This is a genomic window from Thioalkalivibrio sp. ALJ16 (assembly GCF_000377345.1).
Classification (GTDB): domain Bacteria; phylum Pseudomonadota; class Gammaproteobacteria; order Ectothiorhodospirales; family Ectothiorhodospiraceae; genus Thioalkalivibrio.
Window position 1 is genome coordinate 22,491 of sequence record NZ_KB898049.1, and the last position, 23,057, is coordinate 45,547.

19 protein-coding genes are annotated in these 23,057 nt (G+C 67.5%); 13 read left to right on the forward strand and 6 right to left on the reverse strand.

Translation table 11 applies throughout. The annotated features are described in order from the left end of the window. The first annotated feature begins 179 nt into the window (after positions 1-179). From D000_RS0110595 to D000_RS0110605, 3 genes are all read left to right on the forward strand, one after another. Positions 180-1,529, forward strand: coding sequence for a hypothetical protein (locus D000_RS0110595; RefSeq protein ID WP_369772924.1), 1,350 nt, complete (start codon positions 180-182; stop codon positions 1,527-1,529). 232 nt (positions 1,530-1,761) lie between these two features. Next, positions 1,762-3,351 (forward strand): acyl-CoA ligase (AMP-forming), exosortase A system-associated, encoded by a 1,590-nt coding sequence (locus D000_RS0110600; protein ID WP_018873496.1) that lies wholly within the window; start codon positions 1,762-1,764, stop codon positions 3,349-3,351. Beyond that, positions 3,348-4,583 carry a pyridoxal-dependent decarboxylase, exosortase A system-associated gene (locus D000_RS0110605; protein WP_018873497.1) on the forward strand — a complete coding sequence of 412 codons (1,236 nt, stop codon included), beginning with the start codon at positions 3,348-3,350 and terminating at the stop codon, positions 4,581-4,583. Before D000_RS0110600 ends, D000_RS0110605 begins: the two co-directional genes overlap by 4 nt. A 68-nt stretch (positions 4,584-4,651) precedes the next feature. On the opposite strand, the gene D000_RS0110610 is transcribed toward D000_RS0110605, so the two are convergent. Further along, positions 4,652-5,614 carry a polysaccharide deacetylase family protein gene (locus D000_RS0110610; RefSeq protein WP_018873498.1) on the reverse strand — a complete coding sequence of 321 codons (963 nt, stop codon included), beginning with the start codon at positions 5,612-5,614 and terminating at the stop codon, positions 4,652-4,654. Between the two features lie 721 nt (positions 5,615-6,335). Between D000_RS0110610 and D000_RS0110615 the strand changes: the two genes are divergently transcribed. The 10 genes from D000_RS0110615 to D000_RS0110660 all read left to right on the forward strand — a co-directional run bounded on the left by D000_RS0110615 (position 6,336) and on the right by D000_RS0110660 (position 18,564). Continuing rightward, positions 6,336-7,466 (forward strand): hypothetical protein, encoded by a 1,131-nt coding sequence (locus D000_RS0110615; protein ID WP_026279926.1) that lies wholly within the window; start codon positions 6,336-6,338, stop codon positions 7,464-7,466. 101 nt (positions 7,467-7,567) lie between these two features. Beyond that, positions 7,568-8,857 carry a Vi polysaccharide biosynthesis UDP-N-acetylglucosamine C-6 dehydrogenase TviB gene (tviB, locus tag D000_RS0110620; RefSeq protein ID WP_018873500.1) on the forward strand — a complete coding sequence of 430 codons (1,290 nt, stop codon included), beginning with the start codon at positions 7,568-7,570 and terminating at the stop codon, positions 8,855-8,857. A 341-nt stretch (positions 8,858-9,198) separates the two neighbouring features. Next, a complete protein-coding gene (locus D000_RS0110625; protein ID WP_018873501.1) occupies positions 9,199-12,504 on the forward strand; it encodes a VanZ family protein in 3,306 nt (1,101 codons plus the stop codon). 252 nt (positions 12,505-12,756) lie between these two features. Continuing rightward, positions 12,757-13,512, forward strand: a complete 756-nt coding sequence (locus D000_RS0110630) for a hypothetical protein (RefSeq protein WP_018873502.1) — start codon at positions 12,757-12,759, stop codon at positions 13,510-13,512. 166 nt (positions 13,513-13,678) lie between these two features. Further along, positions 13,679-14,401 (forward strand): GAF domain-containing protein, encoded by a 723-nt coding sequence (locus tag D000_RS0110635; protein WP_018873503.1) that lies wholly within the window; start codon positions 13,679-13,681, stop codon positions 14,399-14,401. 40 nt (positions 14,402-14,441) lie between these two features. After that, a complete protein-coding gene (locus tag D000_RS0110640) occupies positions 14,442-15,176 on the forward strand; it encodes a class I SAM-dependent methyltransferase (RefSeq protein WP_026279927.1) in 735 nt (244 codons plus the stop codon). A 246-nt stretch (positions 15,177-15,422) separates the two neighbouring features. Then, complete coding sequence (locus D000_RS0110645) at positions 15,423-16,196, forward strand: hypothetical protein (protein ID WP_018873505.1); 774 nt, start codon at positions 15,423-15,425, stop codon at positions 16,194-16,196. 57 nt (positions 16,197-16,253) lie between these two features. After that, positions 16,254-16,556, forward strand: coding sequence for an HPr-rel-A system PqqD family peptide chaperone (locus tag D000_RS0110650; protein WP_026279928.1), 303 nt, complete (start codon positions 16,254-16,256; stop codon positions 16,554-16,556). Further along, entirely contained in the window at positions 16,553-17,458 is a 906-nt protein-coding gene (locus D000_RS0110655) for an HprK-related kinase A (protein ID WP_018873507.1), read from the forward strand. The genes D000_RS0110650 and D000_RS0110655 overlap by 4 nt, the downstream gene beginning before the upstream one ends. A gap of 23 nt (positions 17,459-17,481) precedes the next feature. Next, positions 17,482-18,564: a nucleotidyltransferase family protein gene (locus tag D000_RS0110660; RefSeq protein WP_026279929.1), complete on the forward strand. Its 1,083-nt coding sequence runs from the start codon at positions 17,482-17,484 to the stop codon at positions 18,562-18,564. Between the two features lie 67 nt (positions 18,565-18,631). Here the strand turns inward: D000_RS0110660 and D000_RS0110665 are convergent, their stop codons facing one another. The 5 genes from D000_RS0110665 to D000_RS0110685 form a co-directional block, all read right to left on the reverse strand. After that, the gene (locus D000_RS0110665) at positions 18,632-19,555 is read right to left on the reverse strand and encodes a hypothetical protein (RefSeq protein ID WP_018873509.1); all 924 of its coding nucleotides are present in this window, start codon (positions 19,553-19,555) and stop codon (positions 18,632-18,634) included. Between the two features lie 102 nt (positions 19,556-19,657). Then, positions 19,658-20,500: a serine protease gene (locus D000_RS0110670; protein ID WP_018873510.1), complete on the reverse strand. Its 843-nt coding sequence runs from the start codon at positions 20,498-20,500 to the stop codon at positions 19,658-19,660. Positions 20,501-20,620: 120 nt separating this feature from the next. Further along, positions 20,621-21,475 (reverse strand): formyltetrahydrofolate deformylase, encoded by an 855-nt coding sequence (purU, locus tag D000_RS0110675; protein ID WP_018873511.1) that lies wholly within the window; start codon positions 21,473-21,475, stop codon positions 20,621-20,623. A 176-nt stretch (positions 21,476-21,651) separates the two neighbouring features. Further along, complete coding sequence (gene ispH, locus D000_RS0110680; protein WP_018873512.1) at positions 21,652-22,602, reverse strand: 4-hydroxy-3-methylbut-2-enyl diphosphate reductase; 951 nt, start codon at positions 22,600-22,602, stop codon at positions 21,652-21,654. Between the two features lie 19 nt (positions 22,603-22,621). Beyond that, positions 22,622-23,056, reverse strand: coding sequence for a peptidylprolyl isomerase (locus D000_RS0110685; protein WP_018873513.1), 435 nt, complete (start codon positions 23,054-23,056; stop codon positions 22,622-22,624). Position 23,057 lies beyond the last annotated feature (1 nt).

Sequence of the window (23,057 nt, forward strand, 5' to 3'; positions counted from 1 at the left end):
AGGATGGGGAGCGGATCGTTGCCCAAGGGGTGTCGCCGCCCGTCGTGTCTGCGGACTTCTGCGGGCAGGCGCGGTCCGCGCCGGCCGATCGCGGCGCGATTGAATACAAGGCCGGGGAATGTCGGCTGGGGCCCGAGCTCGAGCGGCGTTACGGGCCGCTACTGAGTGCGTTCGAGGGGCTGGAGGACAGCCCGCCCCCGGACTGGAGTGAAGACCGCTCGCTCCCCGCCGCGGCTGTCGATCTCCCTGTGCCCGTGCGCGTACTCCACGCGGACCCCGACAGTTTTCGGCAGGTCGTGGCGGACCTGGAGCCGGGTGACTGGCTGCGGCTGGAACCGGGGGAATACACGCATTCCCTGAGCCTGCGTGGCATCCGGGGCACGGCGGAACGTCCGATCGTGATCAGTGGGCCTTCCAGTGGCGATCCCGCGGTGTTTCTGGGGCGGCGCGGCGCCAATACGATACGGCTGCGCAATGCCGCGCATATCGTGATTCGGCACCTCGAGCTGGATGGCGGAGGGCACAACATCGCAGGCGTGGTGGCGGAGCCCGAGGGCCGATACGCACACGACATCACGCTGGAGTACCTGACGATCCGGAATTACGACGGCTCGCAGGGCAACAGCGGGATCACGACGCGCACGCCCGCCTGGAACTGGGTGATCCGCAACAACGATATTCGCAACGTAGGCACGGGCATGTACCTGGGCCGCCCCGATGGGTATGGCCCGTTCATCGGGGGGCTCGTCGAGAACAATTTCATCGCCGGCACCCTTGGCTACAACGTGCAGATCAAGCACCAGAATGTTCGGGATCGGCTGCCGCACATGCCGACCGAGCCGCGTCAGACGATCCTGCGCTACAACGTGTTCAGCAAGGCCGAGGGCGGAGCCGACGGGGATCGCGCCCGCCCCAATCTGCTGGTTGGCCACCTGCCCACACAGGGTCCGGGCCAGCACGATCGTTACCTGATCTACGGCAATCTCTTCTACCAGAACCCGCATGAGCGCCTGTTCCAGGGGGAGGGCAATCTGGCGCTCTACAACAACCTGTTCGTCAATCACCATGGTGACGGGCTGATCGTGCGCCGCCACAACGACGTGCCCAAGGAAGTAAAGATCCTCAACAACACGGTCGTGGCCGAGGGCTTCGGTATCGCGATCGTGCACCCGGACCGCGACTCCCGGCAGGTGGTTGCGGGGAATGCGGTGTTTGCCGGCGAGCCGTTGCAGGTGCCGCGGCGCATCGACGCAGCCGCGAACCTGACCGGCTCGCGCGCGGAGGCCGGGGCGAAGCTGATGAGCCCCGACGCAGCGCTGGCCGAGTTGGACCTGTTCCCGCGCGGGCAGGAGCTCCGGCGTGAACGGACCCTGCCCGAGATCGAGGGGCTTTGGCATTTCGACCGCGACTACAGCGGCCGCGAACGGGAGGGTTCCTTCTGGGGTGCCTACGCCAGCCCGCACGCCATCAACGTCGGCCGCGAACCCGGCATTGGCCCTGCTGCCGCGAACTGTGCGCCCTGCCAGTGAATACCCAGGAGACACGAGTCCACACGGCCTTGAGCCTGGCTGACGCTGGTTGCTAATCAGAAACGTCGTTGATCAGACGCGGCGTGAGTGCGGCGTTTTATCCACGCGATAGCAGAATGGCTGCGTGCCGGTCACCGCGCCGGGTTCGCGCGCGAGCAGCCGGGGAGCCCGTGTGTACATTGATCCGCGTTTCCTTAGTATGGGCGCGACTTGACTACCTCGGGCTGGCGCGATGGCCTTTCTGCTGCACGACTCTCTGTTTGCACACGCCGCGTCCAGGCCGCAGGCCCCGGCCCTGCGTTTCCGCGACGCGGTAGAGGATTACGCGTCGCTGGCCGCCAGCGTCGAAGCAGCGGGGGCGCGGTTGCTGAGTGCAGGGGTCGAGCGCCAGGAGCGTGTGGCCGTGTACCTGGACAAGCGCCCGGAGACGGTGCACGCGCTGTTCGGCGCTGCGTACGCCGGGGCCGCTTTTGTGCCGGTCAATCCGTTGCTGAAGGCGGAGCAGGTGACGCATATCCTGCGTGACTGCAATGTGCGCATTCTGGTGACCTCCCCGGATCGGCTGCAGGGTCTGTTCGATGCGCTCCCGGCCTGTCCGGATCTGCACACCGTGCTGGTCGTGGGCGAGGTACCGGAGGGGGCCGAGGCCGGCCATGTGCGGATCGAACCGTGGGAGTGCGACGTATCCGCAAGCGGTGTGCGCCCCTATGGGGTGATCGACACGGACATGGCGGCGATCCTCTATACCTCGGGCAGCACCGGGCGGCCCAAGGGCGTGGTGCTTTCGCACCGCAATATGGTGGCCGGCGCCGAGAGTGTGGCGACCTACCTGGACAACCAGCCGGAAGACCGCCTGCTGGCGGTGCTCCCGTTCAGCTTTGATTACGGCCTGAGCCAGCTGACCACCGCCTTTCGGGTGGGTGCTGAGGCGGTACTGCTCAACTACCTGCTGCCGCGCGATGTGATCCGGGCGGTCGCGCGCTACGGCATCACCGGCCTGGCGGCGGTGCCGCCCCTGTGGATTCAGCTCGCCCAGCTCGACTGGCCGGAGGAGGCGCAGCAGTCGCTGCGTTACATCACCAACTCGGGCGGGGCGATGCCGCAGGAGACCCTGATGGCCCTGCGCAGCCAGCTGCCGCGGACCGAGTGCGTGCTGATGTATGGGCTGACCGAGGCGTTCCGCTCCACCTATCTGCCGCCGGGCGAACTGGACCAGCGGCCGGGTTCCATGGGCAAGGCGATCCCCAATGCCCGGATCGAAGTGGTGCGCGAGGACGGCAGCCCCTGCGCCCCGGGCGAGCCGGGGGAACTGGTGCATCGCGGGGCTCTGGTGGCGCAGGGCTACTGGAACGACCCGAAACGCACGGCGGAACGCTTTCGCCCGGCGCCGGGGCAGCCGTCCGGTATCCCGGTCCCGGAGCTTGCTGTGTGGTCCGGGGATACGGTCCGCATGGACGAGGATGGCTATCTCTACTTTGTCGGGCGCCGCGACGAGATGATCAAGACCTCCGGCTATCGGGTCAGCCCCAACGAGGTGGAGGAAGCGGTGTACGCCACCGGACTGGTGGCGGAGGTTGCGGCATTCGGCGTGGCCCACCCGACGCTGGGCCAGGGTATCGTGCTGGTAGGGCAGCCTCAGGGCGAGGGTGTGACGGACGAGCGCCTGATCGAGTCGCTGCGTCCGCACTTGCCTGGCTTTATGCTGCCAGCCCATATTCACCTGCGCGCCCAGCCATTGCCGCGCAATGCGAACGGCAAGATTGACCGCAAGGCCCTGGCCGGCGAATTCAGGGACATCTTCCAGCAGGGGGAAACAGCGTGACGGACTCGCGGCCCGAACATAGCCCGATTGATCATTTTTCCGTCGTGGGCGATTGCCTGCAGGTCGGTGGCCGGTCGCTGACGGATCTGGCGGCGCGCGTGGGGCAGACCCCGTTCTATGCCTACGATCGCGCGCTGATGACCCGCCGCGTCGAGCATCTGCGCGCGAACCTGCCGGCAGACATTGCGCTGCACTACGCGATCAAGGCCAACCCGATGCCGGCCGTTGTGCAGCACATGGCCGGGCTGGTGGACGGACTCGACGTGGCCTCCAGCCGCGAGATGCAGGTGGCGCTGGATACCGGTACGGCTCCGGGCGATATCAGCTTTGCCGGGCCGGGCAAGGCGGTGGCCGAACTGGAGGCGGCGGTGGCGGCCGGGATTACCATCAACCTGGAGTCGCCCACCGAACTGGAACGGCTCGGGACTATTGCCGAACGCACGGGCCGGATGCCGCAGGTCGCCGTGCGCGTCAATCCGGACTTCGAGCTGAAGAGCTCCGGCATGCGCATGAGCGGCGGCCCCAAGGCCTTCGGCGTGGATGCCGAGCGCGTGCCTGAACTGCTGGGTCGTATCGGCGAGCTGGGGCTTCACTTCCGCGGGTTTCACATCTTTTCCGGCTCGCAGAACCTGCGCCCCGAGACGCTGATCGAGGCACAGACCCAGACCTTCGAGCTGGCGCTGCGCCTGGCCGAGTCGGCACCGGGGCCGGTCGAGATGCTGAATATCGGCGGCGGTTTCGGCATCCCGTATTTTCCCGGCGACCAGCCTCTGGACCTGGGCCCCATCGCCGATCATCTGGAAAACCGCCTGCCTGCGGTGCGCGAGGCGCTGCCGGATGCGGAGATCATGCTGGAGCTGGGTCGCTATCTCGTCGGCGAGGCGGGTATTTACGTGGCCGAGGTGCTGGACCGCAAGGAGTCCCGTGGTCAGGTGTTCCTGGTCACGAACGGTGGGCTGCACCACCATCTGGCCGCCTCCGGTAACTTCGGCCAGGTGATCCGCAAGAACTATCCGGTGGTGGTGGGCAACCGCGTGCGTGGCCACGAGCGCGAGGTTGTGAACGTGGTCGGCCCGCTGTGTACCCCGCTGGACGTACTGGCCCAGCAGATGGAGCTGGCGCGCGCCGACATCGGCGATCTGATCGTGGTGTTCCAGTCCGGTGCCTATGGCTACACCGCCAGCCCCACGCGTTTTCTGAGCCACCCGGAGCCGGTCGAAATCCTGGTCTGATGCGGGCGGGGGTGTAGCGTCGCGGTATGCCGTACGGGCGTAGCCGGCGCGCGGGCCTTGGCTTTGTGTCAGCCCGCGCGCCTTTCCTGCGGCTCGGTGAGGTTGCGGGCCAGGCGCAGACCGAAGCGCAGGGGGGTGCGATCCCAGGGGGTGAAGCGCGGGAGCTGGAAGGGGTCGGAGTCCGCGCGTGCGGCACCCGGCGCGGTAGAGACGGCGGCTTCGAAACCGCAGTCGCGCGCAATCTGAACGTGTTCGGCCGCGTAGTCCTTGTCCGGGCGTCCGTTGGGATAGGCGAACAGGCGTGGCGCTCGCCCTAGCAGTGCCTCGAGGTCTTCCCGGCCCTTCCGGATCTCGGCTCGGGCAGTGGCCGCGTCCACCTCGGTCAGGATGGGGTGGGTGGCGGTGTGGCCACCGATTTCCATGCCTGCGTTCGCGAGTTCGCGTACCTGCTGGCCGCTCATCATCAGGTCGTCCGGCAGCTGCAGGCCGAAGCGCGTGGCCAGGGCCGCGGTTCCGGCTCGGCGCTTTTCGGCAGGCTGGTACTTGAAGCGGCCGATCAGGGCGTGGATCAGCTTTAGCCGGTTGTGGTCGGTCTCCAGCGTCCATTCGCCGAGGCCTTCCGGGCCCAGGTCGGCATTTTTCGGGAGGCGGCGCACCGTCTCGATCAGGGTGTCGTTGAACATCCGGCCGCCATCGAGATAGCTGGTGGCAATGAAGAACGTGGCCGGCACGCCTTCTTCTTGCAGTATCGGCAGCGCGACCTCGGCGTTGTCCGCGTAGCCGTCGTCGAAGGTCACGCATACGGCCCGTGGCGGCAGGGTGTGGTTGCGCAGGCGTTCGACGGCCTCGGCCAGCGGTAATGGGTTCATGTGGTGGGCGAGCAGGCGCATCTGCCAGCGGAAGTCATCGGCATGCGGATCGCCATCCAGCAGCGGGTCGGGCTCCGGCAGTACGCGGTGGTAAATCAGGATAGACAGGCGCCCCCTGGAACCACCAGGCGACATCAGGGATAGCAGCGAGCGCAGCAGCATGAGGGCTAGACCGTCCGAATGCGCGCGACGTGGCACCGCCGGGCCCGATCAAGGCTTTGCCCCGGTTCGGGCTTTGTGATGCGCGCAGGTGCAAGGGCTGCACGCATGCTTGGGTATGACTCCGGCATCTGCAATTCGGTGTCCTGCAACAGTGTTTCCCTTGGGCTTGTTGCCGATCATAGCGAAGGGAAACGCTGCACAGTGAGGGCGCCGTTGATTGAGCGTTTTTTCGTAGGCGGCACACGGGTGTCCTGCTGCAATCGATCATCGCCTGCGCCGATAAATGCGGCGTGGCCGGGTCCAGTGTTTCGTTGACGGACCTGGCCGGAAGCTTGCCGCCGTATGCCGCGGGCCCGAATGACAGGCGGCCTGTAGCGAGGTCATGCTGCTCGGAGACCGTTTGGTAGGGAGGTCGCATATGTGGGCTGGATTCGCAGTAAAACGCGCGGGATGGGGGGCAGCCGCCAGTTATGCCGGGCGCGCGGCCCTGATCGCTTTGGTCCTTCTGCTGCTGCCGGCTACTGGGCCCGTGGCTGCGGCGGATGGTTCGGGGTCCATGGAGGCACCGGACGGGGGATGGAACCGGATTCAGGCGACGCCGGAGGACTATCGCGCGGCGGTGGCTGCGCTTGAGCCCGGTGACTGGTTGCAGCTGGAGCCGGGGGACTATCCGCGTTCGCTGCGGTTGCACCGGGTGCGCGGGACAACGGATCGGCCCATCGTGATCAGCGGGCCGGCGGAGGGTGAGCCGGCCGTGCTGCGCGGGCGCCGCGGGGAGAACACGATCAGCCTGGTGGATGCGGAACATCTGGTGATCCGGCACCTGACGCTGGATGGCGGCGGGGAACCGGTTGCGGGGGTGGTGGCCGAGGCGCGCGGTGACGGGGTGCATCACGTGACGCTGGAGCACCTGACCATCCGCCATTACGACCGTTCGCAGGGCAATACCGGGATTACGACGCGCGTGCCGGCCTGGGGGTGGGTGATCCGGCACAACGAGATCCATGATGTGGGTACCGGGATGTATCTCGGACAGCCGGATGGCACCAGCCCGTTTGTCGGTGGCGTGATCGAGCACAATCATGTGCACCGCACTCTGGGGTACAACATCCAGATCAAGCATCAGACGGAAAGGGAGATGATTCCGGGGCAGGATCCGGGCCCACGCGAGACGCGGATTCGCTTCAATTTTCTGAACAAGGCAGAACGCGGGAGCGACGGGGCCCGGGCCCGCCCCAACCTGCTAGTGGGGCATTTCCCGCCCACCGGAACGGGGTCCGAAGACCGCTATCGCATCGAAGGGAACCTGTTCTACAGGAACCCGCACGAGCGACTGTTTCAGGGCGAGGGCAATATCGCCCTGCATGACAACCTGTTCGTAAACCCTGTCGGCGATGCGCTACTGGTGCGCCCGCACAACCATGTGCCGCGGGATATTCGCATCGCGAACAATACGGTCCTGGCGACTGGATTCGGCATCCGTGTGGATGCGCCGGACCCGGCCTACGAGCAAGTGGTGGAGGGCAACGCCGTGTTCGCCGGGAACCCGTTGCAGCTCTCAGGCGGTATCGCCGGTGACCACAACTACACCGCGCCGCGGGAAGACGCGGCCCAGTATCTGGAGGCACCGGATGCGGGCCTCGATGCGCTGGATCTCTACCCGCGCGCGGGTGGTTTGCGGGAGCGTGGAGGCAGCGTGAGTTCGCCCGCAATCGCGGGCGCGGATCACGATTACAATGGCCGCCTGCGCGAACGACCGGTCTGGGGCGCCTATGCCGGTCCGCCGGGCCCCAATCCGGGGCGTGTGGAGGGGATCGGGCCGCGCGTGCCGGGTTGTGCGCCCTGCCAATAGGGAAACATGGATCCGTGTTTCCCTGAGCCGGACGCGGTCCAGGGACAGAATGGCCCCCGCCGGGGTGCCGCATGACGAAGAGCAACGAGAACGGACATCTTATGCATACGCTTCCCGCGCTGGATGAAGTCACCATTGGGGTCATCGGTCTTGGGTACGTCGGCCTGCCGCTGGCCGTCGAATTCGGACACCACTGGCCCACCATCGGATTCGATATCGACCCGGAACGGGTGCAACAGCTGCGGGCCGGGGTGGATCGCACGCGCGAGGTGGAGTCGGACAAGCTGGCGGCTACGCCGAAGCTGACGTACACCTCGGACCTGGAGGCGATGCGGGCCTGCAACGTGTTTGTGGTGACGGTGCCGACCCCCATCGACCGGCACAAGCGCCCGGACCTCGGGCCGCTGCTCGGGGCCAGCCGCAGCGTGGGGCGGGTGCTCAAGCCGGGGGACACGGTGATCTACGAGTCCACCGTGTATCCGGGCGCCACGGAGGAGGATTGCGTGCCAATCCTCGAGGCGGAGTCCGGTCTGGTGCACAACCAGGATTTCTTTACCGGCTACAGCCCCGAGCGCATCAACCCGGGGGACAAGGAGCATGGGGTGACCTCCATCATGAAGGTCACGTCCGGCTCCACGCCGGAGGTGGCCGATTTCGTCGACGCGCTGTACGCACGGGTGATCACCGCCGGTACGCACAAGGCCGAGAGCATCCGCGTGGCCGAGGCCGCCAAGGTGATCGAGAACACCCAGCGCGACGTGAACATCGCGCTGATCAACGAGCTGGCGCTGCTGTTCGAGCGCCTGGGCCTGGATACGGAGGCGGTGCTGAAGGCGGCCGGGACCAAGTGGAACTTCCTGCCGTTCCGCCCCGGGCTGGTGGGTGGCCACTGCATCGGCGTGGACCCGTACTACCTGACCCACAAGGCGCAGGCGGTGGGGCACCACCCGGAGATGATCCTCGCCGGGCGGCGTGTGAACGACTCGATGGGCGCCCACATCGCGGACAACACGGTGCGGGCGCTGGTGCGCAAGGGTATCAACCCGGTGGGCGCGCGCATCCTGGTGATGGGGCTGACCTTCAAGGAAAACTGCCCCGACCTGCGCAACACCCGCGTGATCGATATCCACGCCACCCTGGCCGGCTACAACGCCGAGGTGACCGTGTTCGACCCCTGGGTGGACCCGGCCGAGGCCGAGCACGAGTACGGCATTACCCCGGTGACCGAGACCCCGGGCCCGGGGCAGTTCGATGCGATCATCGTCGCCGTGCCGCACCGCGAGTTCCTGCAAATGGGTATCGATGCGATCCGCGCGCTGGCACGTCCGCAGTCGGTGATCTTCGACGTGAAATCAGTCTTCCCGCGCGCGGCAACCGACCTGCGGCTCTAAGGAAACACGTATTAGCGTTTCCGGGCGTCTGCCCCCTCAACTGGATGTCCGCAGGGTCGCGCAGCGGGTGCCACGCCCGGATAACGCTCACCCTTTTCCGCTGCGTGGCGGCGTATACAGTGACGGGACGCATTTCGGCCACGGAGGCTGAGCCATGGGTACGTCCGCGATGGTGCCGCGCTGTGGCGCGAACGGGCTGCTGGGGCGCGTGATGGTGCGCGACTCGCGCGCTGGCGCCCGACTTTGCGCACACCCGGCCGCCCCGACCGAACACTCGCCGGGGTCTGGCTGCACGCGCGGCGGCCCGGCGGGCGGGTGACCCGTTGAGTGCCCGCGACCCCATGCCGGAACCGCTGTCGCTGCGCACCTGTGCGCTGTGGGCCTGGTTGTCGCTGGGGGCGGCGATCTACCTGACCCTGCTTCCGTTCGAGTTTGGCAGTGTCACGCTCGAACAGGCCTGGGACACCTACCGCAACATGAGCCTGTCTGGCCCCGGTACGAGCGGTCGCCAGCAGTTCATGGCCAACGCGCTGATGTTCATGCCGCTGGGGTTCTTCTGGGTGGCCTGGCTGACCCATGGCCATCGCAGCGGGCCCCGGGCGGTGGGCGTTGTGGTGCTGGTGTCGATGCTCGGGCTGCTGGTTACGGCCAGCGTGGAGTTTCTGCAGGTGTGGCTGCCGTACCGGCACCCGGCGGCGGCCGATATTGCCGGCAACTTCTCCGGAGCCGTGGCGGGCGCGCTGGCCTGGCTGGCGTTGCGCAACCCGCTGCTGCGCTGGCGCCGGGTGCTGGAGGACGCGGGCGCGCGGGCGCTGGCCGGCGGGCTGGTGGCCTATGCGGTGGCCTACGTGCTGGTGGGGCTGGTCCCCTTCGATCTGGTGCTGGCGGCCGACGAGCTGCAGGCCCGACTGGCGTCCGACGCCTGGGGCTGGTGGGTCGCGCCGGGTGCCTGCACCGGCGGGCTCCGCTGCATCAGCTGGCTGGCGCTGGAGGGGATGGTCAGCATCCCGGTCGGGCTCCTGCTGGCCCTGTGGCTGCATCGGCGCGGGGCCTCGGTGCTGGCGGCGGGCATCCCGCTGGCCCTGGCGCTGGCGGCGCTGCTGGAACTGCTGAACCTGCTGACCCTGTCGGGTATCGCCGAGGGCCGCTCGGTGCTGCTGCGGGCCCTGGGGATGGGGGCCGGCCTGGTCCTGTACCGCCATCTGCCGACGCATCCGCATGTGGTCATCCGGGCGCTGCAGCGCTATGCGACGCCCGGGCTTGTGATTGCGGGGGCCGGGTATGCGCTGCTGCTGGTGGCGCTGAACCATGGCTTCGGCGCGTTTCATGCCGATGTGGAGGCGGCCCGCGCGCAGTGGGCCGAGCTGAACCTGTGGCCGTTCTATTACCACTACCACGTGGACGAGATCCACGCCCTGCGCAGTACCGCGCTGCATCTGGCCATGTACGCGCCGCTCGGGGCGCTGGTCTGGTGGTGGCAGCTGCGTCAGCCGCTGCAGCCGGCCGCCCTGAACCTGCTGGCGGTGGTCGCGGGGGCCGTGCTGGCTCTGAGCGTAGAGTCGGCCAAACTGTTCGTGGAGGGTGCCCGCCCGGACCCGGCGAGCCTGGTCCTGGCCGGGCTGGCGGCCTGGGCCATGGCCGCGCTCCTGCAGTGGCTGAGTCGGGCGAGCACTCCTGGCACGGCCGGTGTCGAATCGAACGCGGTGCCCGTGACGCGCCCGAATGGTCCGATGTCGTCCGGGCCGGGCCACCCGCCAAGTGCGCTGCAGCGGCTGCGCCAGGGCCTGGGCGGCTTGCTGGCGCTGGGGGCCTTACTGCTGGCGGTAACCTGGCCGGTGGTGCCCGTGCTGTTGAGTGCCGGTCTGCTGGCCTACGCCGCGCTACTGGCCTGGCGCCCGCAGGCCTGGTTGCTGGTGATCCCGGTGCTGCTGGGCACGCTGGATCTCACGCTTTACCACGGGCGCCTGTTCGTCTCCGAGCTGGATCTGTTCCTGGTGATGACCGTGGCCGTGGGTCTCTGGCTTGGGCCTCATGCCCGGCATGCCGGCGCCCTGCTGCCGCGCGCGATCGTCTGGCCGCTGGCTCTGCTGTTGGTATCCACCCTGATCAGCCTGGTGATCGCGCTGGTTCCACCCGGGGGCTGGAACCCCGGCGCGGCGGTGCACTTTGCGCACGAATGGAACGCCCTGCGGGTCGCCAAGGGGCTGCTGTGGGCGGTGGTCCTGCTGGCCATGCTGCGCGTGGCCCCCCTGTCGGTGCGCGAGCAGGTCACCCGCTGGTTCCTCCCGGGCGTGGCCCTGGCCCTGCTGGCACAGCTGGCCTTCGTGGTGCGCGAACGGATCACCTACCCCGGGCTGCTGGATTTCGACAGCGGCTACCGGCTCTCCGGCCTGTTCTCGGAGATGCAGGCCGGTGGCCCCAGTATCGAGAGCTTTCTGGTGCTGGCCTTTCCGCTGGCCCTGGTCTGGTGCTGGCGGCAGCGTCCCGGCCTGATGCTCGCGGGCACCGCCGTACTGGCGCTGGGGACGGCCTACGCGGTCGCAATGACCTATTCCCGCGGCGGTTACCTCGGTCTGGCGGTGGCCGTGGCCATCCTGTTGTTCGGAGTGGTACTGGCCACAGTGGCCGGGCGCGCGCGCCCGGGCCGCGGCGCGGTAGTGGGCGTGCTGCTGCCGCTGGTGGCGATAGCCGTGGTGGCGGGCACCACGCTGGGCGGTTTCGCCGAACAGCGTCTGGGCCAGATCGAGCGCGACTTCGGCACCCGGGCAGACCACTGGCGCGAGGCCCTGGAGTTGCCGGGTGGTGGTCCTCTGGCCGTATTTCTGGGACGGGGCGTGGGCAGTTTCCCCGAGCACTACCGCACGGGCAACCGCGATGGACTTGTGCCCGCGAATTTCGCCTTCACCCGCGAAGAAGGTGAGCCGCGCCTGCAGATCGGGGGAGGGGATTCGCTGTTCGTGAACCAGCGCGTGCGTCTGCCGCGCGACGGTCAGTACACCGCGACCGTGCGGATAGCCGGTGCCGAGGCCGCTGGCTTTCGGGTGTTTGTCTGCGAGAAGCCGATCCGGCATTCGTTCGCCTGTCGCAGTGAAGGGATGCGTCTGGAAGAGGATGGGCGCGAGTCCTTCCAGTGGCGTTTCGATCTGGAGCCGATGGAGCCGCGCCGGTGGCCGTTCCAGCGCGGGCTGGTGCTATCCCTGGCGGTCGATGCGCGGCAGCCGTCTGTCGTCGAATTTTACAGTGTGCAGATCCGCGATTCGGAGGGCCGTGAATATGTGGCCAATGCCGATTTCCGACAGTTGGGGCGGCACTGGTATTTCACGACGGATCACCTTCGCCCGTGGCGGGTCGAGAACCAGTGGCTGGAGATCTACTTCGACCAAGGCGGGCTCGGCCTGCTGGCCTTCGTTTGGCTGACACTGGCCGCCCTGGCCCTGCTGATACGGCGCGGGCTGAGGGGCGATGCAGTGGCGCTGGCCATGGCGGCCGCGCTGGCGGGGGCATTGTCGATTGGCCTGTTCAGTACGTTGTTCTTCTCGCCGCGCATCGCGCTGTTGTTTTATCTGACGCTGTTGCTGGGTGTGGCGTCGGCGCCGCTGCGTGCCGTATCCCCTTCCGTGGCGGTCGACCGGGACCGCATTGGTTAGCGTTGCCGATGCCGGTAGCGCCCGGAATCGTTTTGGTTTCCAGTTTTTTCAGTGACTTGTAGCGCATCCCGGTGCGTCCGGCCCGTGGACGGGTGACTGTCCGGATTTTTTACGGCCTGGCCGGCGTTCCGTGCTTGTGCCTGACAGGGCCGCATCCACGCCGGGAAAAACAGCAGCCTATGGCGCCTGGCATTGGGGTTGCTTGCCACCGTCTGCACACCCCAAGGCCCAACGACCCAAGGTGAAACCTATATGAAACATGCATTTGCGATGGTGCCGCTGGCATTGCTGTCCCTGTCCGTGCACGCCGCCACGGTGGACCCTTCCTTTGACGAATTCGGCGAACTGCCTGACGCTACCTTTGGCGGCAGCGGCATCCCCAATGATGCGGTCGCACAAAGTTTCTTCGAGACCGCGGAGGCGCCCGGCGTGCTCGGTCTGTCCGCGACCCAGCGTTTCGATGCGCCGGAGGTGACCAACGACGGCGCGGGGACCTACTTCGTCCAGCCAGGGGTCGGTGACCCGGATTACGATTCGGACTTTGGGTCCGGACTGTCTTTCTGGAACTTCAATTTCTACATAGACCCTGGCGCTGGTTTCCTGGCGGGCGCGCCGCTGACCTTCGAGCTGTACTTCGAGACCGTGCCCGGCCAGATCAGCACGTTGCAGCTGGGACCGCTGGAAGGGGTCACGGAGACCTCCCAGAACCTGGGTTTCAACTGGCTGAACGATCTGGCAAGCGCCGAGGGCAATGATCCGTTCGACCCCTTCGCGGAGGGCGTCTACAGCTTCGGGCTTGCGGCGTACGCCGATCGCTCGGAGGAGGTGGAACCGTTTGCGACCACCCAGCAGGTCGACTCACCGCTGGTCGCCGAGACCTGGATCAATGTGCAGGTGGGGGATCCGACTGAGGTATCCGAGCCGGGCAGCGCCTGGATGCTGGGTACCGGCCTGGGCGTGCTCGCATTGGTGGCCTGGGGCGCCGGCCGCCGCCGCTCCGGCGCCTGAAACCAGTCGCTCCTGCCCCTGGCAACCCCCGGTACTGGATTTCGCCAGGCCGGGGGTTTTTCGTGTCGGGCTCACGGTGGCGCAGACGGTATCGGCGGCGACGAGTATATGTGCGGAAATTTCACCTGCTACTCTCGTCTGATGAACCTCCCTTGGATCCCGGGCAATGAGCGAGGCCTTCGAGGCGTTTGATGAGCACCTGCTCGAGCTGGCCCGGTTTGTCGAGGAGGCCGAGTCCATGGAGAAGGGCCTGCTCCAGCTTTCGGTGCTGGTAGGGCACGCGATGGACTGTGAGCACTGTTCGATCATGCTGGTGAAGAAAGACCCCGAGACGGGGGCCCCGCGGCTGCGCGTCCAGGCGCACCATGGTCAGCTCCCGGATCACGCCTACGGCGAGCAGCAGCCGCTGGGGAGCGGGATTGCGGGGCGGGTTGCGAGCGCTGGGAAGGGCCTGCTGATCCGCGACCTGCACCATTCCGAGTTCGCGCCCCTGGCGCGGCGGAAGAACGGCCCCGGTCCGGTGGATATCATTGCGGTGCCGATCCTGCTGGAGGGCGAAGTGATCGGGGTCATCAACATCGATTCGCCCAGGGGGCGACGGCGCCTGGCCGAGGAAGATCTGCGCATGGCGTCGATCCTGGCGCTGGTGGTGGCCAAGTCCGTGCTGGTGCATCGGCTGAAGGGGCTGTTGCGCACCAGCTTCACGCAGATGGCGCTGGCCCGCCAGCCGGGGGCGGCGACGGGGCCCATTACCCACGCACCGGAGCGCGTGGCGCGGCTGCTGGCGCGCACGCTGTACGACGAGATGGAGCGGGCCGGGTTTTCCCGCGACCACGTACTGATCGCCGCCACGGAACTGATCGGAAAGGTTGGCGAGGTGCGGGAATGAACCGATGCAGGGATGCGGTGATGGCGCCGGGGGCATGTCGATGAACGACCCGGGCTTCGAGCGCCGCTGGCGCCAGCGCTTCCTCGAGCGCGGCGCGCAACTGGAGGATGACGCCGGCATCGCGGGCTGGACGCACACCGGGCTGGCCAGCCGGGTGCGCCAGTTCGAGCGCCTGTGGCAGCGCGCCGATCCACGGCCCGGCCGCTGGCTGGACGTGGGCTGCGGTGCCGGGACCTACACCCGGATGCTGCAGGCCCAGGGGCACCAGGTGGTCGGCCTCGACTATTCCACGCCTTCGCTGCAGAAGGCACGGGCGCGCAGCGATCCGACGATCCCCTGGCTGGCGGCGGACAGCAACCACCTTCCCCTTGCGGATGCCGCCTTCGACGGGGTGCTCTGCTTTGGCGTGATGCAGGCGCTGGCCGATCCCGCCCCCGCGCTTGCCGAGATCCGGCGGATACTGCGGCCTGGGGCGGAGGCCTGGGTCGATGCGCTCAATCGGCGCTGCTTGCCGACCGCCGTGCGCGAGTGGCGGCGCAGTCGACGCGGGCAGCCGCCGCATCTGCGCTATGACGTGGCCGGGGACCTGCAGGTGGTGGCGAACGACGCGGGGCTTCGAGTCGAGGCGCTGCACTGGCTCCCGCTCGCGCCCGGGCGCCTGGCCGGTCTGCAGCCACTCCTCGAGCATCGTGGCACGCTGGGGCTGCTGCAGGCGGCGCCGGCGCTCGGGGCGTGGCTTAGTCACTCGTTCATCCTGCGGCTGCGGCGGGGGTAGGTCGGGCCGACTGTCGGAAAACTTTCCAGTTGTGGTCCCGCCTGCGGCGAATTTCTCCATCCGAGCGGAGGGTGGCCCTCGATATCAGTTACTTATCCGTTATCCGGGGAGATGGCATCGGGCTTGCTAAAGTTTAGTGAGAAGCGTCTGATTACCGTGTATCCCCGGAATCGCGGCTATTGTCGGCGTGTCCGGGGCCTCGGTACGGAAGGGCGCAATGCCGGGGACGGACCTGGAGCAGAAGACATGAGCGACGAACACGACCAAGACCCACGCCACGGCCATGAGGGTGACGAGCGGCCTGCCGCGTCTGCGGATCGGGACGAGGCCTCTGCCGCCCCCCGCAGCCGGACCCGGCGGCGCCTGGCCACGGCCGGTCTGGGCGGGGCGATGCTGGTATCGCTTCCGGCCAAGTCGGTCTGGGGTGCCCAGGGGCAGTGCTCGCTGTCGGGCAACATCTTCTCCGCCAACGTCTCCAACATCGATCACGAATGCACCGAGGGCGATGGCTGCACCCCGGGGTTCTGGAAGAACAACTGGTTTGCCTGGGACTGCACGGGCTACTCCCCGGGGACCTGTCACCAGACCAACCCGCCTGGCAATAACTGCCGGCGCTTTGATGCCACGGTGCACCGCGGCGGCGCGACCTCGTTCGAGTCGGTATTCGGGTACAAGCCGGAGTGTCTGGGGGGGACGCCCTCGCTGATGGAGGTGCTCCAGGCCAGTGGCACATGCAGCGGCTCGCTGGATTGGCACGCGGTGGGTGCCGTACTGAACGCGGCCTGCACCTCGATCGACTTTGGCGCCTCGGTCGACGAGGTCGTCAAGGCCTATTCGATGGCCCGGGATGACGCGGACAAGTACGCGGCGGTGAAGAACGTCTTCGTCTACATGAACGAGCGTTACTGTCCGATCAATAGCCAGGGCGACTGCGAAGATGGGTACTCGCGCAACGAGATGGGCCAGTGCGTAGAGGTTCGGACGTCTACTTCGCGCAACCACGGCCAGCAGGATCGTTGATGGTCCCGTCGCCGTGTCGCTATGGCGCTTCCCCGGCCTTTGCGAAGCGGGGTCTCGTTGACCGCTTCTGAAGCTCCCCTTGAACTGATCTCCCTGCCCCCCGGCCATGTGCGGGTGTGGGGCGACTCCGTCGCTTTGTATGACTCGCGCTGTGGCGAGACGCACGTGCTGCAGCCCCCCCTGACCGATATCTTTTGTGCCCTGCGCCAGGGCCCTATGACGCCAGCCGCCGTGTTCGAGTACCTTGAACAGCGCTATGACGCCACGGAAGAAGAGCTGGAGAACGCGATGCAGGCCGGCCTGAGTCAGTTGCGGGAGCATTACCTGATCTGTGATCCGGCGGACTCGCGGGACGCGTGACAGCCCCGGAAGACCTGCGCGCGGGACTGCGCGGCGCCGGGGTGGCCCTTCAGGTGGGTCCGTTCGTGGTCCGGCTGCGTTCGCGGCTGGACCGGGTCGAACGCGCGCTGGCCCTGTTCTACGACCGGCAGTTGCTGCCGCCGGAACAGACGGCGTTTGCCGATTTTCACATCACGCTCGCACGGGCCTCCGGCCTGCACTGGCTCTGGCGCCCGCAGGCACGATTCTTTCTCGACGGGCGTTCGCCGTTTCGCCCGCTCCCGCTGGCCCACGCCTACCCGTTGTTCGAGTGGGGGTTGAACTGGTGCATCGCCCAGCATGCCCACGACTTTCTGATGATCCACGCGGCGGTGCTGGAACGCGACGGGCAGGCGCTGGTGATGCCGGGTGAGCCAGGTGCGGGCAAGAGCACCCTGACCGCGGCGCTGACCCTGTCGGGCTGGCGATTGTTGTCGGACGAATTTGCCCTGCTCGCACTCAAGAGTGGAAAGCTGGTCGCACTGCCGCGCCCGGTCAGCCTGAAAAATGCCGCCATCGATCTGATCCGGGAGCGGTATCCGCAGGCGGTGATCGGCCCCGCCTCGCATGACACCAGCAAGGGCACGGTCGCGCATCTCAGACCTACGGATACCAGCATCGAGCGGATGCAGGCCCCGGCGCGACCGGCCTGGCTGGTGTTCCCGCGGTTCACTCCGGGCGGGCGGGACCAGCTGCAACCCCTGGCGCCGGCCGAGGCCCTGCAACGGCTGATCGGCGCCTCCTTCAATTACAGCGTGGTGGGCGGCGCGGGTTTCGAGGCGGCGGCGGACCTGATCGAACAGAGCGCGTGCATGCAGCTGGAATATGCAGATCTGGATGTCACCCTCGGGCTTCTGAACGGCCTGCGCGAGGGCGGCCCGTGAACGCGCAGCTCACACTGACCCGGCTGGTCACGATACTGCGCGACCCGGGGGCGGTCCGTGATCTGTCGCTCGCGGACTGGGATCTGCTGGTACGGCTCGCGCGCGTGGCCTCGCTGGAAGGGCGGCTGCAGGCCGTGATCAAGGCGGCCGGCGTGCTGTCGGAGGTTCCCCCGGCGCCGCGGCGCCATCTGGATGCGGCGTGCACCCTGGCCGATCGCCAGCACACCATGCTGCGGTGGGAGGTGGCGCGGATTCACGAGGCGCTGGCCGGCGCGGGCATCCCGGTGCTGCTGCTGAAGGGGGGCGCCTACGTGATGGCCGGGTTGCCCTGCGCTCCGGGGCGGCAGTTTTCCGACCTGGATGTGATGGTCCCGCAGCCACAGCTGCAGACGGCGGAGCAGCATCTGTTCGTGCACGGCTGGGTGTGCGAGGGCTACGATGCCTACGACCAGACCTACTACCGCCGCTGGATGCACGAGTTGCCGCCGCTGACCCATATGCGGCGCAAGAGCGTTCTGGACGTACATCACACCATCCTGCCGCCCACCGCGCGCCTGCGGCCGGACCCGCAGAAACTGTGGTCGGCGGCGGTTCCCCTGGACGGCTTCCCCGGTCTGCATGTGCTGGCGCCGACGGATATGGTCCTGCACAGTGCGACCCACCTGTTTCATGACGGCGAGCTGGAGAACGGCCTGCGCGATCTGGTCGACCTGGATGCGCTGCTGCGGCACTTCGCCGAACGCGACCCGGGGTTCTGGGAACAGCTGACCGCGCGCGCCTTCGAGATGGATCTGGCGCGTCCGCTGTACTACGCGCTGCGCTACGGTCGCGAGTTCCTGGCGACTCCGGTCCCCGATTCGGTCTATGTGCGCCTCGCCCCGGCGCGGCCCGCCGCCCCGTTGCGTGCGGTGATGGATGCCCTTTTCCGCCGCGGTCTCCGGCCCCACCACTGGAGCTGCGACGGGCCGTTATCCGGCACCGCGCGCTGGTGGTTGTACGTGCGCTCGCATTATCTGCGCATGCCTCTGCGCCTGCTGCTGCCGCATCTGGTGCGCAAGGCGATCAAGGAGCGCCGCGCCGGCAAGAGGGAGCAGCCGGAACCCTGAGGCACTCCTCTCTGCGCCACAGGGCCCCACCCCGTTCGCCCCGATCCCCGCCGAGCCGTTTGGAGGTTCAGCCTATCGGCGCGAGCGTCAGATCGGCGCGGAACAGCACGCTCGAGTCGGCCAGCAGACCCAGGCAACGGTAGCGCTGCTGGCCCGTGCCGGGGCTCGCCAGGCCGCGATCGGCGGGCGTCACGGATTCGGGCGGACTGACCAGGATGTGCAGGGCATCGGCGCTGCGCAGGCCGCGCGCCAGGCGCTGGTCCACGCTGATGTGGTGGGTGGTGTAGACCAGTGGCTGGGCGTAGAAGTCGTGCCCGGTGGCGTGGGCCCGCTCCAGCAGCGCACAGGAGATCAGCGAGACCGGAAACATGTCCGGGAAGTTGATGCAGTCCTCCAGTTCGTCGAAGTAGCCGGCCTGACGCACGAGTGAACCGGACAGCAGGTTCTTGGCATTGCTGTTGGACATGAACTTGCGCTTGTGGAACCAACCCGATTCGGCGATCACGCAGCGATCCGCCAGCCGTTCGATCGGCCGCTGCGACGGCAGGGGTAGCGGCGTGTCCGCCAGGGCCAGTGGCGTCGGGGTGTCGCGTACATGACCCAGCAGCACCAGCCCGTCGCCCTTGCGCATTGCCACACGATTGGACACCTGGGGCGATCCCGTCGTGGCCGCCCGTCGTACGGAGGGCTTGACCACGGTGGTGAAGGCCTCGTCCGCGCGCAGGGCGCCGGCGAAGGTGAACTGGTAATTGCGAAACGGCAGTGCGGCGTCTTCCGGTTCGTCCTCGGCGCGGCGGACTGCGTTCACCAGGTCCTCGACCAGCGACTCGAGCTGAAAGCCGAGCACGATCGGACCGCCAAAGGGGTTGCCGCGTATGCGGGCCCACTTGTCTCCATCATGAAAGGGATTGAAGTCGTCCGTGGAGTTGCGGGCGACATCGATGTGGATCTGCTGGAAGACGCGGGCAGTGTCGGTCGGGCTGTCAGCCATGGGGGTGTCCGTTTCCGAATCCGGTTGGCGGGCGAGGTCAGCGCCGAGCCTGGTTCATACGTATCGATGCATCAGGCGCGATGGCGAGCCCGGGGCGGCGTGTTACCGGTCCTGGTAGCGGGCCAGCAGGGGTCGTATACGGTCGGCCGGTATCGCGTAACTGATACCGCTGGGCTGCTGGATCGCCGCTTCGCGCCCGGCCTGGACGAAGACCTGGTTGATGACGGCGACCACCTCGCCGCTGTCGATGCGATAGACCGGGCTGCCGCTGTTGCCGGGATAGGCGGTGGCGTCCAGCTGGAACACCATCGGTGCGCCACTGCGCAGCTGGCGGATGCGTGCCTCGCTCAGTTCGCCCGAGTGCCGGGCCGGGATCGCCATGGGCGTGCGGGCCGCCACGCTGGCGCGGTGGGTGGCCGGATACACCCCCAGGATCATCCCGATCGGGTACCCGGTAAAGGCCAGCTGCTCGCCGTCCCGCACCCCATCCGACGACCCCAGGCGCAGCGGGGTCAGGGCCGGTTCGCCGATCCGCAACAGGGCAAGGTCGTCACTCTCCGAGTGCGCAACCAGTTCCGCGCTGTGGATGGTGGTGTCGCGGCCCTCGCCGCTGACCACCACCAGCTGTTCGCGGTTCTCGTGATCGAGGGATGACGGGATCACATGGTGATTGGTCACCACCAGACGGCCGTCGCCCACGGCGAACCCGGTGGCCAGGTAGTTGGCCCGCGGGCTGCGCGAGGGCTGGAAGGTCGCGACGCTGACCACCGCGGGCTTGATGCGCTCGATGGTGTCCGGGAGCGTGTCGGCGGCGACGGGGGCGAGCCCCGGGAATCCGGCCAGCAGGCATATCCCGGCCAGTACCAGCCAACGTCTGGTGGTGCCCGCCCGGCCGCGGGTAGTGCGCCCGAAGGCGCCACGGTCTGTGCCTGTCGTCGTGTTCATCTGGCTACCCCCGCGCCTGAAAGACTTCGAGTCTAGGCCAGGTGTTTTCCGGCGTCGCGCCACTGCGTTAGCCGGCCGGATGGCCGGCCGTGGACCTGCTAACGCCTTCGTCGGGCGGGGTCAGTTGAATACGATGGTCTTGTTGCCGTGGGTGAGCACGCGCCCTTCGAGGTGGTAGCGCAGGCCGCGGGCGAGCACCCAGCGTTCGACGTCGCGGCCCTTGCGGATCAGGTCCTGCACGCCTTCATCGTGGCGGATGCGGGTGACGTCCTGTTCGATGATCGGGCCCGCGTCCAGTTCGTCGGTCACGTAGTGACAGGTGGCGCCGATCAGCTTTACCCCGCGGGCGAAGGCCTGGTGGTAGGGGCGGGCGCCGACGAACGATGGCAGGAAGCTGTGGTGGATGTTGAGGATGCGCTCGGGGTATTCGGCGCACAGCCCCGGGGGCAGGATCTGCATGTAGCGAGCCAGCACGATGGTGTCGGGCGCGAGCTGGCGCAACCGTGTCTGCAGCTGCTGGAAGGCCGCCTCGCGCCCCGTCTTCGGGACCGGGATGTGCTCGAACGGGATGCCGTGGCAGGCGGCCAGCGGCTCCAGATCGCGGTGGTTGGAGAGGATCGCGGGGATGTCCATGGCCAGTTCGCCCGCACTCCAGCGGGCCAGCAGGTCGCTGAGACAGTGCGGCTCGCGCGAGGCCATCAGGACGACGCGCGCCCGGGTGTCGGCGGCGGCCAGCCACCAGTCCATCCCGAGTTCGCCGGCGAGCGTCTCCAGGCGCTGGCGCAGGGCGGGCTCGGCCGCGACGGGCAGGGAGAATACCCAGCGCATGAAGAACCAGCCGGCCTCTTCGTCGGTGTGCTGGGCGGCCTCGGTGATCCAGCCTTCGCTGTCGGCAATGGCCGTGGCAATGCGGGACACAATGCCGTGCTGGTCGGGGCAGCGAATACTCAGCCGAAAACGCGGTCGGTCATCCATGGGGTTTGGAGTCCTGAATCAGGTCAAGGGCGGTTAACAGGAAGTCGGGAAGACAGGAAGGGTTTGGGGTGTGGGGCCCCTGACGTTCGGGTACAGGCCAGCAGCGGTGGCTGTGTACGGTACGCCTCAATCCAATTTTTTCTTCAAGTCTTCCCGCCTTCCTGTAAGCAGTCCTTTCAGGCGGATTCGCGGCGCAGCGCGACGGGGATGGAGAAGGTCACGGTCTCCTCGCGCCCGGAGAGTTCGGAGACGGTCTCGACGCCATGCGCGCGCAGGAAGTCGAGCACCTCGTTGACCAGTACCTCGGGCGCCGAGGCCCCCGCGGTCACGCCAATGTGCTGCTTGCCCTGCAGCCAGTCCGTGTCGATGTCGCTGGCGCCGTCCACCAGATAGGACTCGATCCCCATGCGCGCGCCGATCTCGGCAAGGCGGTTGGAGTTGGAGCTGTTCCTGGAGCCGACCACCAGCAGCAGGTCGCACTGCTTCGCCAGGTCCTTCACGGCATCCTGACGGTTCTGGGTCGCGTAGCAGATGTCCATCTTGCGCGGGCCCTCGATCTTCGGGAAGCGCGCGGTCAGGGCGTCGATGATCTCGGCGGTGTCGTCCATCGACAGCGTGGTCTGGCTGACGAAGGCGAGGCGATCCGGGTTGGCGACCTCGAGCCGGGCGACATCGTCCACCGTCTCCACCAGCATCATGCGGCCACCCTGCGAGTCGTCGAACTGGCCCAGGGTACCCTCGACCTCCGGATGCCCGGCATGGCCGATCAGTACCACTTCGCGACCCTCGCGGGCGTAGCGGGCCACCTCCAGGTGCACCTTGGTGACCAGCGGGCAGGTGGCATCGAAGACCGTCAGGCCCCGGCGCTCGGCTTCGCGCTGCACGCGCTTGGGTACGCCGTGGGCGGAGAAGATCACCACCTGTCCGTCGGGGACCTCGTCCAGTTCCTCGACGAAGACGACCCCGGCGTCCGTCAGCCGGCCGACCACGTGGCGGTTGTGCACCACCTCATGCCGCACATACAGCGGCGAGCCGTAGATCTCGAGGGCGCGTTCCACGATCTCGATGGCGCGTTCCACCCCGGCGCAAAAGCCGCGCGGATTGGCGAGCTGGGCCTGCATGCTCATGCTGTTCTCCTGGGGCCGGTTACTGCGGTTCCCGTACCGATAGCACATCCACCTCGAAAGTGAAGTTCTGCCCGGCCAGCGGATGGTTGAAGTCCACGGTCACGGTATCGTCCTCGACCGCGGTGATGCGGCCGGGCACGGCGTCGCCGCCCGGACTGGTGAATTCGTAGATGTAGTCCACCTGCAGCGGTAGATCTTCCGGAAACTGCGAACGCGGCATCTGCTGTACCGCAGCCTGGTCCCGGAACGGGAACATGACACCGGCCTCGATCGCAAATTCCCGGTGGTCCCCGGCCTCCAGGCCCACCAGGAGATCTTCCAGTCCGGGCAGGATCTCGCCGGAGCCGATCTCCAGGGTGATGGGTTCGTCGCCGGTCCCGTCCACGACAAAGCCGCTGTCCAGGATCAGGCGGTAGTGCATTTCGATATGCGCGCCCTTGGTCGCCGTGGTCATG

Coding starts and splice junctions, on each gene's coding strand:
- D000_RS0110600 (WP_018873496.1), top strand. CDS start 1,762: ATGGCCTTTCTGCTGCACGACTCTCTGTTTGCACACGCCGCGTCCAGG.
- D000_RS0110610 (WP_018873498.1), bottom strand. CDS start 5,614: ATGCTGCTGCGCTCGCTGCTATCCCTGATGTCGCCTGGTGGTTCCAGG.
- tviB (WP_018873500.1), top strand. CDS start 7,568: ATGCATACGCTTCCCGCGCTGGATGAAGTCACCATTGGGGTCATCGGT.
- D000_RS0110625 (WP_018873501.1), top strand. CDS start 9,199: ATGCCGGAACCGCTGTCGCTGCGCACCTGTGCGCTGTGGGCCTGGTTG.
- D000_RS0110630 (WP_018873502.1), top strand. CDS start 12,757: ATGAAACATGCATTTGCGATGGTGCCGCTGGCATTGCTGTCCCTGTCC.
- D000_RS0110635 (WP_018873503.1), top strand. CDS start 13,679: ATGAGCGAGGCCTTCGAGGCGTTTGATGAGCACCTGCTCGAGCTGGCC.
- D000_RS0110640 (WP_026279927.1), top strand. CDS start 14,442: ATGAACGACCCGGGCTTCGAGCGCCGCTGGCGCCAGCGCTTCCTCGAG.
- D000_RS0110645 (WP_018873505.1), top strand. CDS start 15,423: ATGAGCGACGAACACGACCAAGACCCACGCCACGGCCATGAGGGTGAC.
- D000_RS0110665 (WP_018873509.1), bottom strand. CDS start 19,555: ATGGCTGACAGCCCGACCGACACTGCCCGCGTCTTCCAGCAGATCCAC.
- D000_RS0110670 (WP_018873510.1), bottom strand. CDS start 20,500: ATGAACACGACGACAGGCACAGACCGTGGCGCCTTCGGGCGCACTACC.
- purU (WP_018873511.1), bottom strand. CDS start 21,475: ATGGATGACCGACCGCGTTTTCGGCTGAGTATTCGCTGCCCCGACCAG.
- ispH (WP_018873512.1), bottom strand. CDS start 22,602: ATGAGCATGCAGGCCCAGCTCGCCAATCCGCGCGGCTTTTGCGCCGGG.
- D000_RS0110685 (WP_018873513.1), bottom strand. CDS start 23,056: ATGACCACGGCGACCAAGGGCGCGCATATCGAAATGCACTACCGCCTG.